At 42.8% G+C, this 15,386-nt stretch carries 10 protein-coding genes and 1 pseudogene; 6 read left to right on the forward strand and 5 right to left on the reverse strand.

Annotated features, from left to right (window positions below):
* From BG260_RS14280 to BG260_RS11515, 3 genes are all read left to right on the forward strand, one after another.
* Positions 1-218 (forward strand): hypothetical protein (locus BG260_RS14280; RefSeq protein WP_218089764.1); only part of this gene is annotated, 218 nt, incomplete at its 5' end.
* Positions 219-311: 93 nt separating this feature from the next.
* The gene (locus tag BG260_RS11510; RefSeq protein WP_069132824.1) at positions 312-1,142 is read left to right on the forward strand and encodes a fimbrial biogenesis chaperone; all 831 of its coding nucleotides are present in this window, start codon (positions 312-314) and stop codon (positions 1,140-1,142) included.
* Positions 1,139-5,506, forward strand: a complete 4,368-nt coding sequence (locus BG260_RS11515) for an SPOR domain-containing protein (RefSeq protein ID WP_069132826.1) — start codon at positions 1,139-1,141, stop codon at positions 5,504-5,506. Before BG260_RS11510 ends, BG260_RS11515 begins: the two co-directional genes overlap by 4 nt.
* A gap of 26 nt (positions 5,507-5,532) precedes the next feature.
* Here the strand turns inward: BG260_RS11515 and BG260_RS11520 are convergent, their stop codons facing one another.
* From BG260_RS11520 to alaS, 5 genes and pseudogenes are all read right to left on the reverse strand, one after another.
* Positions 5,533-5,976, reverse strand: a complete 444-nt coding sequence (locus BG260_RS11520) for a hypothetical protein (protein WP_176719487.1) — start codon at positions 5,974-5,976, stop codon at positions 5,533-5,535.
* Positions 5,977-6,261: 285 nt separating this feature from the next.
* The gene (locus BG260_RS11525; protein ID WP_069132830.1) at positions 6,262-7,548 is read right to left on the reverse strand and encodes a pyruvate dehydrogenase complex dihydrolipoamide acetyltransferase; all 1,287 of its coding nucleotides are present in this window, start codon (positions 7,546-7,548) and stop codon (positions 6,262-6,264) included.
* Positions 7,549-7,635: 87 nt separating this feature from the next.
* A pseudogene (locus tag BG260_RS11530) lies at positions 7,636-8,634 on the reverse strand (pyruvate dehydrogenase complex E1 component subunit beta); the annotation flags it as partial.
* 27 nt (positions 8,635-8,661) lie between these two features.
* Positions 8,662-9,765: a pyruvate dehydrogenase (acetyl-transferring) E1 component subunit alpha gene (gene pdhA / locus BG260_RS11535; RefSeq protein WP_083750288.1), complete on the reverse strand. Its 1,104-nt coding sequence runs from the start codon at positions 9,763-9,765 to the stop codon at positions 8,662-8,664.
* An 84-nt stretch (positions 9,766-9,849) separates the two neighbouring features.
* Complete coding sequence (gene alaS, locus BG260_RS11540) at positions 9,850-12,507, reverse strand: alanine--tRNA ligase (protein ID WP_069132834.1); 2,658 nt, start codon at positions 12,505-12,507, stop codon at positions 9,850-9,852.
* Positions 12,508-12,654: 147 nt separating this feature from the next.
* On the opposite strand from alaS, the gene BG260_RS11545 reads away from it, so the two are divergent.
* From BG260_RS11545 to BG260_RS11555, 3 genes are read left to right on the forward strand one after another with little or no spacing between them, the layout of a single operon-like run.
* Positions 12,655-13,233 (forward strand): DUF502 domain-containing protein, encoded by a 579-nt coding sequence (locus BG260_RS11545; protein WP_083750289.1) that lies wholly within the window; start codon positions 12,655-12,657, stop codon positions 13,231-13,233.
* A 4-nt stretch (positions 13,234-13,237) separates the two neighbouring features.
* Positions 13,238-14,398, forward strand: a complete 1,161-nt coding sequence (locus BG260_RS11550; protein WP_069132836.1) for an aminotransferase class V-fold PLP-dependent enzyme — start codon at positions 13,238-13,240, stop codon at positions 14,396-14,398.
* Entirely contained in the window at positions 14,382-15,299 is a 918-nt protein-coding gene (locus tag BG260_RS11555) for a YihY/virulence factor BrkB family protein (RefSeq protein ID WP_069132837.1), read from the forward strand. Before BG260_RS11550 ends, BG260_RS11555 begins: the two co-directional genes overlap by 17 nt.
* Positions 15,300-15,386 lie beyond the last annotated feature (87 nt).

A 15,386-nucleotide genomic window follows, 5' to 3' on the forward strand; every position in this document is an offset into this window, starting at 1 on the left:
CAACAACAGCAGGTACAGATTTAAATGATGCCACAGCAGCAAACGCATTTACAAGCGAAGATAGTGTTGTATTGCTAAACGATGGATCAGGAACTGGTACTATCAGACTATTTGTTGGTGGTACACTTTATCAGGCAAGTGATAATACTGGAACTCTCACAACTCCTGGAAATTATAGCGGGTCCGGTACGATCAGCATAAGCTACACCAGCTTTTAATTCTTAAGTAAATGAATTTAAAACCCCCACTATTTCGTGGGGGTTTTTTTATTTGTAAATTCAGCCATATTTGCTGAATAAATAGATTAGCTCATGAAAATTCGTCTGCTTACACTTCCATTTGTCCTGCTGTTACTTTTTGCCGTCTCTGTTCAGGCTCAGGTAACGATCTCTCCAACAGCTGTATTTTTAGATAAAAACAGTAAGGTTGGCTCCTTTTATGTCTCTAATCCATCTAACAGTGCAGTAGAAGTACGGCTTGGGTTTGAATTTGCCTACCCTGCCACGGATGAAGACGGACGCGTTTTTCTTAATTACGAAGACGAAGAAGCAGAAGAGAAATTCTCATTAGTCCCACATTTACGGGCTTTTCCAACCACCTTTGTTTTACAGCCGGGTGAACGTCAGACTGTTCGGCTTGTCGGAAGAATTCCACAAAGTTCTGATCCGGGAATGTATTGGACCCGAATGCGAGTATCGTCCAATCAACTAACACCTCCGATTGGTGAAGTTGCGGAAGGACAGGTTGCAGCCCAGGTTTCATTTCAGATAGATCAGGTAACAGCTGTATTGGTTCAACATGGTGATGCAAGAACAGGCCTTGATATTCACAGTTCACAAGCCTCTGTTGAAGATGGCAGGCTTGTTATACTTACCAACGTAGAACGAACCGGGAACTCACCTTTTATCGGGAGTGTTGAAACCAGAGTACTTAATTCCAGCGGAGAACAAATTGATTCCCGCCGCTCATCCACGTCTGTCTATTTCCAAAATAATCAGCGTGTCGAGTTTGATGTTTCTAATTGGCCGGCAGGTGAATATACCGTCGAAACAACTTTTGAATCGCAACGAAATGATATTTCATCGCAAAACTTGCTGCAGATTTCTGAAGTAAGTGAGCGAACAACATTTTCCATTGAGTGATTAAAAAATGCCTTCTGATAGCACATCTTACCCTTCTGTCGCTGAGCTTTTCGATTTATGATTCGGCAGAGGCTCAAAGTGCAGACCAGGAGGTATTCCTTCAATTCCGCCACCAGGGCGTAGTTAACACATACGTCTCTGCAATTTACGATCAGGACAAATTTTACCTTTCTGTTTCTGATCTCTTTGAGTCTCTTCGCATCGATTTTAGCATTGATCAGGGTTCACTGACGGTGTCCGGCAATTACCTGGGAAAAGGCAGATATGTGATTAACCTCGATTCCCGACAAGCACGATTTTTGGATCAGGAAATACTGTTAACCGCCGATGATTACATCATCACGGATTTTGGGTACTACCTTGTGCCGGATATCTATTATGAACTGTTTGACATGGAGTTCATTGTAGATTTTAGCAATCTGGCTATTTCTCTTGAGTCTCCCGATACAATGCCTATAGTAGCTCAGCAAGAGCGAGAGCAGCGGCGTGAAAGACTTCTTCGCACACAAAGAGAGTTACGCAGAGACTTTTATCCACTTCGGTTCGATCGCAACAAGAGTGTTGTCAATGGCGGCTTTGTAGATTACAATCTTACCGCGAATATCAACCAAACAACCAACAGTTATCTATATAGTACAAATATTGGAGCTGAAATCATTGGCGGTGATCTGCAGGGGACAATTTTTGGCAGTTATTCCCAAAACGCTTCATCTTTGCGCTCCAGTGGTCTTCGCTGGCGGTATGGTGTTCGTAATAATGATTGGGTGAGTTCGGTTATCGCGGGTCAAACAACTGCGGAAGGACTTGCACCGGTGGCCTATACCGGAATTCGCTTGACCAATGAACCCATCGAACCGCGTTACCTTTATGATGAAACCGTATTTACCGGAAATGTAGATCCCGACTCAGAGGTTGAGCTCTATCGAAACAATACTCTTATTGATTTCACTCAAGCTGATGGAAGTGGCTCATACCGTTTTACCATACCTCTCACGTATGGTACATCTAACTACACAATCAGGGCTTACAGTCCCACCGGCCAACTTACTGTACGAGATGCCCGGCTTCAGATACCGTTTAATTTTTTACCACCCGGAGAGGTTAATTACACCATTAATGCCGGACGTATTGATAATCCGATTGCAGGATCAACAGAACGCGGACTTGTTTCTAAAGCAAATGTAAGCGCCGGTCTCACAGATCGATTTACAGCGACGGGAGGTGTAGAATATTTCGAAGATTTTCATGATGACCTGCCGACCTTTACAGGACGAATCTCATCTAGGGTTTCCGACAGCTACCTTCTTTCATTTGAAGCAGCAAATAATGCTTTTTATCGGGCAAGTGGAAGCGTCATCTACCCAAATAATACCAGCCTAAACCTTGATTACACATACTACAATACACAAGGCGGAATTTATAACAGCAGTCGAAACCAATCTTCTATCCGGGCCAATCTCTTCACTCCATTCAGTATTGGAGACTGGCCACTGTTTTTACGTTGGTCTGTGACCAATGAACAGCGCGAAACCGGAGCTGTCACGCGCTATAGAGTAGATTTCAATACCCGTATTGGAAGAGCTAATCTGCGCTTTGGTTACCGGGACACTCAACTCGGCAGGCTCTCATTTGATACGACACCTGTTGCACGTTTGAATTCTTCGGTTACCTATAATTTCTCACGAAGCAGGGACATTCCCTCTCCTTTACGAAGTCTTTTTATAAGAGCCCAAACAAACTTTATTCCGTCAATTTCACGGTTTGAAGATGCGGAAATACAGTTTAGCAGAAATATTACAAGAAGAGGTCGTCTCCAATTTTCAGCTGGACGTAATTTTATCGGTGACTTTAATCTCTTCCGCTTCTCTTTAACATTCGATTTCAATTCTATTCGATCTAACACTACTGTTCGTTCTACCCGTAACAGCACTACGCTTACACAGAGCCTGAGAGGATCCGTAGGTTACGACTCAAACCATAACAATTTTCATTTCACAAACCGACAGCAGGTTGGCCGCTCGGGTGTAGCCGTACGTATGTATGTAGACAGTAACAATAGCGGCCGTTATGATGAAGGGGATGAACTAATCCCTGATAATGCAATTCGTATTGACCGTGCCGGAGGTAATAGCTTTTCGAAGGAGAATGTACACTACATATCCCAGCTTCAGCCTTACAGGCAGTACAACATGACGGTAAATAAGGGATCAATATCTAATCCTCTGCTGGTGCCGGAACTGGAGCAATTTTCCATTGTTACAGATCCCAATCAATATAAGCTGATTGAGATACCTCTTTACATGTCAGGTATTGTTGAAGGGAAAATTGAACGTCAGATGCCAAATGGCGAAATGAGTGGTCTGGGCGGACTTCGACTTTATCTGAGACAAATCAATGTTCCAGAAGGAGCAGAACCTCATACCGAGGAAATTCGAACTTTTTCTGATGGAAGCTTCTACACTTACGAAGTTCCTCCAGGTGACTACGTTATAGAACCCGATCCAACACAACTCAATTTTCTGGACGTAACACCTGACGTTGCTACCCTGGAATTTGAAGTACGACCGCTTGCAGAGGGTGATTTTGTTGAAGGTTTAGCTATGACTCTTTTACCGTCCGATGATCCGGTTCGAAAAGAGTCCGTACCTGATACACCTGTAATAGCACTGACAATTCTTGGTCTTAATGGAAGTGACATATCTGTACCTCAAAATGAAAACTGTAGCTATTCGATTCATTTATCATCATTCAAAAGTTTTAGCGAGGCAATCGATTTTGCGTCACATTCAGAACAGTTTACAAACCTTGAACTTGATATAAAGTTTAATTCCAATACAGGACTCTATAGTGTACAAACTCCGGATTTGTCTGACAACGACAGCCTTAACCGCACCATTGCAGACTTCAGGGCCGGTGGGCTTACTCAGGTAGCAATACTTCACAATTGTGAATATGATGAAGACGAAGCTGAATTCAATATAAATCTGGCTTCCTTTGATAACAGAAGCCGGGCAATATCTTTCAGGGATCAGCTACAGTCAGAGCTTGGATTCCAGAATCTGTACATTTATCCAGACAGAAATACCGATCGTTTCAAAGTTTTGGTAGGTCCTTTTCCTACACAAAATGAACTTATTCGATTTGCTCACAATACTTTCTTTGATGAACGATACAACGATCTGCTTGCATCCATCCAAGCAGAAACTACTGCTCCTGTATCGACTGATCTTACTTATTTGATCAGAATTCAGTCATTCGATGATGAAGAAAGCGCACAGTCGTTCGTTGATCAAAATAGAGACAGACTGGATCAGGAGCTTCAGGTAATTGAAGGTAATGACGGACAGTTTGAAGTTGTCACACAACAGCGTGCTCAAACCCTGGATGAGATCAGAGATATTAATGAATCTATTACTGCAGCCACAGGCATAAGACCACGTGGAATCATGATGTACGAACTTCATGAACAGGATCCAGATACATCAAAAGCTGCAGCACAGCCGGAAGTCATAGAGATACTTGAAGAGGAGGAGTTTGTTACTGAAGCTGATACTGCCGAAACAGATCAATTACCTGTTGAAATTTCAATTCCTACGATAGAAGAATCAATTTCATGCTTTTACCCTATTCAGGTAGGAAGTTTTGGCAATATGTATGAAGCTCAGAAAAACGCAGATAATATTGGTGAGCGTATAGATGAAGAAGTCAAGTTAATATACAATGCCGATACAGATCTATTTGCGCTTCGTACAGATCCAATTGAAACAGTAGAAAATGCATTGCTTCAACTTCTTTTCTTCCGCGATCGTGATTCCTATAACCAATATGCTATCGTAGGACAGTGCGATATAGATATTGAATCTATTGAGAATCAATATGCACGATTCGTCATACCCATTGATACAACTGCAGAGCAAAATCAATCGGTTCAAATCAGAGAGGAATTGAACTTAAAATCAGGAGTTGAATTCTTTGCAAAAAGTGACACCTCTCAAGAAATTTTCACTATATACGCAGGACCTTTTAATCATTTAGACAGGGCAGATGAAGTTCGTAATATTCTCTTAGATATGAAGATTATCAGTGAAGATGTGCCTGTCATGTTAGATCCTGAAAAAGAAAATTCACTCGATCTCACTTTCAAGATTTATTTAGGAAACGCAGATAACCTCTCTGAATATCAAAACACTGCATCAAAATATTCGCAAGATACTGATAGGAGATTGACTCTTGAAATCCTGGATGATCAAATACAGCTGTATGATCAAGAATTTTTCCGTTCCTGGTTAGAGTTCCTTCAAAAATTCGAAGAGATAAAAAATCGTACAGATCTGCGTCCTCTTGAAATTTTTATTCTTGAGTAGCAGATCTGTACGTTACCTTGCGCAAATTAGAGGTAATGTATAGTTGCCATCTGGGTACCGTGATAAGTACCAGAACGATTAACACTCTTACTATTTCGGGTTACAAATCTTAGATGAATTTCTCCGTCTTCCCCTCTCTCAATTATCATCTCAGCATCTAATTTCCAATCTTCTTGTCCATTGGTCAACTCTACGTTATCACCGGCTTCAGTAAGAATTTCAGCCCCTTCAGGAATGTTCATCGTAAAATCACCATATACAGTCTCACCGTTTCGAATAGAAGTATCTTCCGCTTCATAATTTCTGGTGATTTGACTGCCATTAACAACTTCAACCCGAACCTGCATGGTTGCAGTTGAACTGGCTTGTGATAATGCATCTACAGCAGTTAAAGTAAATGCTGTGATGATCAGGGCCAATATGTTAATTCCCTTTTTCATGATTGCCTCTCTAAAGCATTCTTGTTTCAACAGTAATATATTAGAATTTATTAATATTATAAAAATCTAATTTTTGATGAGCTAAGAAGACTCTCTCAAAAACGGCTTTAGGTGTTAAGAGACTTTGATTTTTACACTTATTAGACTTTCAGATGAGCGGATTGGTAGCTGTGAAATCAGTATTAGGAAAGGCGTGGAATACAAGATGGAAAGAAAATAGTTACTGTTTAAGTGGCTTGTAGTCGATATTTAAAACAAAAAAGGCCGGATGACAAAAATCACCCGGCCTTCATTAAACTAGCTTTGAAATTATTCTCAGAGCATCATAGCTAATGGATTCTCCATCATTGTTCGCAATGTATTGAGGAATTGTGCGGCTTTTGCACCGTCTACAATTCTGTGATCACTGGAAAGTGTCACCTTCATTCTCTTACCGGGCACAACCTGACCGTCTTTCACTACCGGTACATCACGAATAGCACCAACCGCGAGTATACATGCATTTGGCGGATTAATAATCGCAGTAAACTCTTCAATTCCAAACATTCCAAGATTACTGATCGTAAATGTACTTCCTTCCATCTGCTCTGGTTGTAATTTACGGTCGCGGGCCAACCCTGCCAATTCTCTTGTTTCAGAGGAGATCTGCTGCAGCGTTTTCTTATCGGTATGATTTAAAACAGGTGTCATCAGTCCTTCATCGATTGCCACTGCTACAGCTACATTCACATCACCATGTTTACGAATAGTATCACCAAGCCATGATGAGTTAATTTCAGGATGCTTGCGGAGAGCCATCGCAGAAGCTTTCACAACAATATCATTAAAGCTGATCTTCACATCACTGATTTCATTTAGTGCTGACCGGGCCTCAATCGCTTTTTCCATGTCGATGTCAATCGTCTCATAGAAGTGCGGATTGTTAAACTTGCTCTCGCTGAGTCGTCGGGCAATTGCTTTACGCATTTGCGAAATTTTGATCTCTTCATCTTCCTCAGATGCAAAATCAGGTGCCTGAACAACTGATTCTTCTTTCGCTGCGGAAGGCTCATAACTTTCAATATCACGCTTAATAATTCGTCCATCCGGACCTGAACCGTCAACATCAGAAAGTTTTATTCCTTTCTCCTCTGCCATTTTTCTGGCTAACGGAGAGGCTTTAATTCTGCCATCATCATCGGCCTGGCCTGATTTTTCTTTTTTATCCTCTTTGGAGTCAACATCTTCCAGTATCGGATCAAATTCTTTTTTGTCGGATGATTTCTTCTCTTTTTTCTCAGACTTATCGTCTTCCTTATCGTCCGAGGCAGATCCACTACCGTTAGCTGATTCAGCTTCCTTAAGAAGATCACTGATATCCTCTCCTTCTTCACCCACAATGGCCATAATTCCGCCAAGGGGAACAGCGTCGCCTTCATCAACTAAAATTTTGAGTACTGTTCCCGGGTCAAAAGCTTCCACTTCCATGGTAGCTTTGTCCGTTTCAACTTCGGCTATTACATCGCCGGATTCTACCTTGTCCCCTTCACTGATATTCCATTTAGCGATAACCCCTTCTTCCATGGTATCGCTTAACTTTGGCATCTCAATTTTTATCGCCATAATTATTTATCCTAATTCTGTTTAAATAGTTTTCAGCAGATTAAACATCAGAAAATATTTCATGAAATTTCTGATGAATTACAACAATTAATTTCTGTAAGTAACTGTATTAACAGCATCAATCACCTGCTTCGCATCCGGCAGCCACAGATCAAACAGTGGTTTGGAAAACGGTGCATTTACATCCGGCAGTGTTACTCTTCGAACCGGAGCATCCAGATAATCAAATGCTTCCCGTTGAATTAAAAATCCAACCTCTGAAGCCAGACCGCCAAACGGATGAGATTCATCCACAATTACGCATCGGTTAGTCTTTTTGATCGACTCAACAATCAATTCAATATCAAGCGGCTTGATAGTCCGTGGATCTATAATTTCTACTTCCACCCCATCTTTAGCAAGCTGATTCGCCGCCTGCTTTGCAATATGATACATTTTTCCGGTAGCCACAACGGTTACGTCGTCACCCTCCCGTTTAATCTTACCTTTACCTATCGGGATGATGTAGTCTTCCTCATCGGAGACCTCACCCTTCATACCATACATCTGCTCCGACTCCATAAACAGAACCGCATCATCATTCCGGATAGCAGATTTCAGCAGTCCTTTCGCATCATCGGGTTCAGATGGATAGATAACAGACAGACCGGGAAACTGAGCGTACATGGAATCGTATGCAACAGAGTGAGTAGCGCCAAGCTGACCGGCAGATGCATTCGGGCCTCTAAATACGATTGGAGTATTTAACTGCCCGCCAAGCATGTACCTGGCTTTTGATGCGTGGTTAATAATTTGATCAGCTGCAAGCACAGCAAAGTTAAACGTCATAAACTCCACAATGGGGCGAAGTCCGTTCATAGCTGCCCCCACACCAATTCCGGCAAATCCAAGCTCAGAAATTGGAGTATCAATAACACGCTTAAAACCATACTTATCGAGTAGCCCTTCCGATACCTTGTACGCGCCGTTGTATTCAGCAACTTCCTCGCCCATCAAAAAGACTTTCTCATCACGCGCCATCTCCTCGTCCATCGCGTCGCGAATTGCTTCTCTAAATTGTAATTCAGCCATTTTTCTTAATTCGTTGTATTTAAAATTTCTTTTAGAATCGTTTTACTTTCTGTCATGAAAGTGAGGGGTATCGGCAAACATATCTTCGTAGAGTGCCTCATCGCCTGGAAAATCTGACTCTTCTGCAAAATCAATTGCCTCAAGCACTTCATCCTCTATTCGTTCCTGGATTTTTTCAATATCTTTCTTCTTCGCTATTTTGTTGTCCAGCAGGTATGTCTTCATGCGCTCAACAGGATCTACTTTTTGATACTGCTCCAACTCTTCCTTTGTCCGATACTTCTGAGGATCTGACATGGAGTGTCCGCGATAACGATAGGTTCGAATTTCAACAAACCATGGCATACTGTCTTTTCGCACTTCGTCTGCGATTTCCTTCATGTTTTCATAAACGGTAAGTGCATCCATTCCATTAAACACAGCACTTTTCATACCGTACCCTTTCGCCCGCTCATGGATCTCATTCACGGTGTGACGTCGGGCGGCAGTTCCCATAGAGTAACCGTTATTCTCGACAACGTAAATACAAGGTAGCTTCCAAAGCTGACTCATATTCAATGTTTCGTGCAGAGCACCCTGGTCAACAGCGCCATCACCAAAGAATGTGGCCGTAACACGGTTATTCTCCTGGTACTTGTTTGCAAAAGCTAAACCGCCGCCAATGGGTATGTGCCCCCCCACAATTCCATAACCGCCCCAAAAGTGCTGCTCAACATTTGCGAAGTGCATGGAGCCGCCTTTTCCTTTTGAGCATCCTGTGGCTTTACCGTAAAGCTCAGCCATTCCCTCTTTTGCTGAAACACCCCTCATTAATCCCCAGCCATGGTCACGATATGCAGTGATGATATCGTCGTCATCATTTAGTGCATGAACGGTTCCGGTTGAAACTGCCTCCTGGCCTATATACAGGTGAAGGAATCCACCAAATTTTCCTTTTTGGTACATCTGCATCGCACGTTCTTCAAAGCGACGCTGAAGGAACATCTGTTCAAACATATTAATAACATCATCGTCTGACAGACCTAAATCTTTATGTGATTTATCTGTTGGATCAGGCAGATCTACTGATTTTTCAACTTGGCCATTTTTGCCATTTTCAATTCCTATGGGAGTAAAAATAGCCTCTTTTTCTTTTTTCTTCGCCATACTTACAGTTAACCGTTATTCATTTTCAAATTTGTGTTAAATATACCCATTATTTGAGAAGTTTACAGATACCCAAATCTCAAATTAAAGTTGAGTCCGGATTAGCTCCTCAGCTTTTTGGAAAGCTTCATCTATCTTTTCAGGGAAACGTCCACCGGCTGTAGCCAAATTAGGCTGTCCTCCGCCGCCGCCACCAACAATTTTACCAAGCTGTGACACCATAGCTCCCGCCTTGAGACCACTCTCAATCAGGTCATCGGTTACCGCAGCCATTAAATAAACTTTTCCTTCTTCAATGTTTTCTGCCGCCAAAACGACAACGCTATTCACCTTTGTCTTGGCAAGTGCGTCGTAACCGAGTTGTTTCAGCGTGTCCATATTGGCACCTGCAACATTCCCTGTATAGAGGTTAACACCGGAAATCTCCTTTCCGTTTTGCAGTATCTGTTCAAGAGAGTTACCGGCTTGGGCCTGGCGCAGTTTGTCCAGTTCTTTTTCAAGCTCTTTATTCTTCTCAATCAGAGATTCAATGCCTGTCAAAATCTCTTTCTGATTTCCAAGCAGAGCCTGCACTTTCTTCAGCACTTTGTGTTCAGATCGCAGTTTTTGATCCGCTGCTTTCCCGGTTACCGCTTCCACCCTGCGCACTCCGGCAGCGGCAGAAGATTCATCTGTAAATCTAAAATACCCGATTTTTCCGGATGCATCTACATGCGTACCGCCGCAAAGTTCAACAGAGTAGTTGGGATCAAAAGTGATAACACGAACCTTATCGCCATATTTTTCCCCAAACAGCATCATTGCACCACGCTCTCTGGCTGTATCAATCGGAACGTTTCGCTCTTCAAGAAGAGGAATGTTTTCCTGAATCTTCTCATTTACTTCCGCCTCTATTCGGTCGAGTTCATCTCGGGTCAGCGCCTCGAAGTGTGAAAAGTCAAATCGCAATCGATCCGGAGCCACCAAAGATCCTTTCTGAGCCACATGATCCCCTAAAACATTTCTCAGCGCGGCGTGCATGATGTGAGTTGCAGAGTGATGTTTTTCAATCTCTTTTCTGCGCAATACATCAATTTCTGCAGTCCAGCTTCCGGAAGGATTGGCCGGGAGCTTATCCACGTAGTGCAGATGTCCGTCATCCGATTTTTGAACATCTTGCACCTGAATTGTTTCGGAATCATTTTTGATCATTCCAATATCAGCAACCTGACCGCCTGATTCTGCATAAAACGGGGTTTTTTCCAGGAGGATAATTTTCTGCTTCTCACTTTGCGCGGTTGCAAGTATCTCAGTTTGAACATGTACTTCATCATATCCCACAAACTCAGATTGACCCTCTTTGATGGTTTTCCAGTTCAGATCACTCTTTTGTGATACAGCAAATTTACCGGCAGAACGTGCTCGCTCACGCTGCTCCTTCATCAATTCATCAAACCGGTCCGTATCCACTTCTACACCTTTCTCACGAGCCATCAGCTCAGTCAAGTCAATCGGAAAACCGTAGGTATCATGAAGCTTAAATGCATCATCACCCGAGATCTTCTTTGTCCCGTCAACCATGTTGTTGAACAGCTCAATCCCCTGCCCCAGTGTCTTAAGAAAACTTTTCTCTTCAGATAGGATTACGTTCTGAATAAATTCAACTTGCCCGTCCAGTTCAGGAAAAACATCCGCAAATTGATCTGCAAGAACGGGAACAAGCTGACTCAGAAACGGTTTTTTGAAATCGAGACGATCCCAGCCGTAACGGATAGCCCGTCGTAAAATCCTCCGGATAACATATCCTCGTCCCTCATTCGAAGGCGATGCTCCATCCATAATTGAAAAGCTAACCGCACGAATATGATCCGCAATCACCCTCATGGCGATATCGGTCTCCTCAACTGATCCATATTTTTTACCGGCCAGTTCAGCAATTTTTTGGATGATTGGCTGAAAAACATCTGTATCGTAGTTGGATGTTTTCCCCTGAAGCACAGCACAAATCCTTTCGAAACCCATTCCGGTATCTACATGTTGTGCCGGCAGCTTAACGAGAGAACCGTCCTCCTGCCGATTGAACTGAATAAATACAAGGTTCCAGATCTCCATCACGCGGGGATCATCCATATTAACCAGTTCAGCTCCCGGCTTCTTTTTACGCTCCTCATCAGATCGTAAATCGATATGAACTTCTGAGCAGGGACCGCACGGGCCGGTTTCTCCCATTTCCCAAAAATTGTCCTTTTTATCAAACTTCAGAACATGGTCGGGGTTGATGGAGGTCTTCTCTTTCCAGAGGTTTGCAGATTCATCATCGGCCGGTAGTCCGTCGGATTCATCGCCTTCAAAAACCGTAGCGTAAAGCCTGTCGGGGTCGAGCCCCCATTGGTCCACCATCAGCTCCCACGCCCACTCGATGGCTTGCTCTTTAAAATAATCTCCAAACGACCAGTTTCCGAGCATTTCGAACAGCGTGTGGTGGTATGTGTCGTGCCCCACCTCCTCCAGATCATTGTGCTTACCGCTCACTCGGATACAGCGCTGGGTATCGGCCGCTCGTTTCCATACTTTCCCATCGGCTTTTAGCCCGTCCTGTTCACCTAAAAAGATCGGTTTGAACTGATTCATCCCGGCGTTGGTGAAAAGTAGCGACGGGTCATTTTTGGGTACAACAGGAGCGCTGTCTACAATCAGATGTTCTTTCTCCCTAAAAAATTCCAAGAACTCATTTCGAATTTGAGCAGCCGTTTTCAATGACATAAAAAATTCTTCAAAAAATTAGATCGATACATTTTGTCTTAAGCTTCTTAAAATAGCAATTTTTCATCATAACCTCATTCAAAGTTTCGGACGTGGCAGCTTGCCGATTCATTGCTATATTGATTCATTTAAAAACCGAATCAATGCATGATGAAAACACTGCTTAACTATTTCCTGAGAGGACTTCTGTTTATTTTCCCCCTCTATGCTACCATTTTTGTGATTGTGGTATTAATTAACTGGCTCGATTCCGCCGTAAATCCCATTCTATTCGGGTGGCTACCCTTCCAGATTCCCGGGCTTGGATTTCTCACATCGCTGATAGTGATCGCCCTGCTCGGCTTCATTATCTCCACAGCACTTACCCGCCCCATTGTTACTTTTTTTGAGAACCTGATGTCTAGAATTCCGTTTATCAAAATCATCTACACGGCATTTAAAGACTTCAGTGAGGCATTTCTCGGCGATAAAAAGAAATTCAATAAACCGGTCATTGTTACACTTACAGAAGGAGTTGACCGAATCGGGTTCATCACAGAACGTGATTTAACTATTCTGAACATTCAAGACCGCGTTGCTGTTTACTGTCCTCACTCATACAACTTTTCAGGTAATTTATTCCTGGTTGAACCAAGCCGGGTACAAATCCTGAAGATAGAACCTTCGGAAGCCATGAAATTTGCCGTAAGCGCCGGTGTCACACAAATCGAATCACCAAAGAAGTAAGAACATGAAAAAATCTGCATTTGAACCTCAGGAGGTTGACCGAATTCGCAACAACTTCCCCCACCTGCAAACGGGACATATTTATCTGAACCATGCGGCTATCAGCCCAATTTCTGCGAAAGTAAGAAGGGCCATAGACCACTTTCTGGATAACCGCAGTTCAGGAAAGATTGACAACATAGAGTTTGGAATGAGTGTAGTTGCAGAAACCCGGGAACTACTGGCCGACTACATCAATGCTGAATCTCCCGATCAAATTAGCTTTATGGGGAACACTTCAGATGGAATTTCGGCGGTTGCTGAAGGAGTGAACTGGGAATCGGGCGACGAAATTCTGCTCAATCGAATGGAGTTTCCATCCAATGTACAGCCATATCGAATTCTTGAGCGCCGTGGAGTTAATATTCGATACATCGAACCTCGCAACAATGTGGTGACCCCGGAAATGGTTAAGGAGAACATCACCCCAAAGACAAAACTGTTATCCATCAGTGCTGTTCAATACCTCACAGGTTTTAAAGCCAACCTGGAAGCAATTGGAAAAATATGCTCCGAAAATAACATTATTTTTGTTGTGGATGCCATTCAGTATCTGGGAGCCGGTAAAATTGATGTTCAGCTGTGCAATATTGACGCACTGGCAACCGGCGGCCATAAATGGCTGATGAGCCCTATGGGGTCCGGTTTTCTCTACCTCTCTGAACAGCTTGCCCAACACCTTCGGCCGGCCAAAACCGGATGGTTGTCCGTTGAGGAGCCATGGGCACTCTCCAGCTTTGAACAGAATTGGCTGCCGGTTTCGCAGCATCTGGAAACAGGAACTCCCAATATGATTGGGCTGGTTGGGATGAATGCATCTCTTAAAAATCTGATTGAAATCGGTCCTGAACGAATTACCCGACAGATCACAAATCTAACCGAATACTTAACAGAAAATCTCAGCTCAAATAATAAAGTAGTGCTCATCAGTCCGGTAAACAGAACGCAGAGAGCAGGGATTGTTACCTTTAGCCATAAAGATATAAAAGACAGTGATGCGTTTGTAGAATCTCTCAAAAAGCGGAATATTACAATATCTTCTCGGGAAGGGATGCTGCGCGTTGCCCCGCATTATTACAATTCATTTGAAGAGGTTGAAACTGTTCTGAATGCCATTGCCAAATAGAGTAAAAACGTTACTTAGAGAGCTGCAAGTACTGCTCCTGCGCACCTTTAAAAAGGCAGCTGATGATGAGATTATGACAAGAGGGGCCGCAATTGCTTTCTACACCATTTTCTCCATCACACCTCTAATTATACTGGTTGTATATTTTGGAGGCATATTCTTGAGTGAAGAGATCGTTTCCGGACAACTTACAGAATATCTCGGTGACTACCTGGACGAAGCACTTCTTGATAATTTGATTGGATACATCACTACACAGCAGCAGCAACATACCGGATTTATCACCACGATTATAGCTGCCGGTACTGTGATATTCGGTGCAACTACGGTAATCAGCCAGATTAAAACAACACTGAATAAAATCTGGAACGTGGATGAGATTAAGATCAACTCTGCGTGGCACTTTCTTCTGAATCGGCTCTTATCATTTGGAATGATAATCGTGCTCAGTCTTCTTCTGCTCACCTCACTCGTTGCTGAGCTGCTACTGGCAATCGCAGCATCTTATTTTCAGGAATTATTTCCGGCGTTTGAAATTGATATGTATGGTGTGATTGCACAAATTATTACGATCCTTTTTGCTGTCAGTTTTTTCACACTCATTTTTAGAATACTGCCGGATGTGCATGCACGGTGGATAGATGTTATGGTAGGTGCACTGGTTACCACAATACTCTTCTTGATCGGCAAATATTTGATCGGTCTGTTTTTTACTACAACAGGTATCGAGGCAACCTATCGCGCGGCAGGGTCACTTGTTGTTTTCATTATATGGGTTTACTACAACATCCAGACCATTCTTCTTGGTGCGGTGTTTACACAAGTTTATACTGATCTGTTTGGCGGAAGAATCAGACCCTATAAATTTGTATCTTTAAAGAACTTTGAGATTCGTAAATAAGATTTGAAACATTTTAAGGGATAAATACTCTTACAAGGGAGAGCCTCAAACAGATAATGTGTTCGTAAATTTTAGTTCTCAACAGAT

Origin of the sequence: Rhodohalobacter halophilus, assembly GCF_001715195.1 — a bacterium.
In the GTDB taxonomy this organism is placed as follows: Bacteria; Bacteroidota; Rhodothermia; order Balneolales; family Balneolaceae; genus Rhodohalobacter; species Rhodohalobacter halophilus.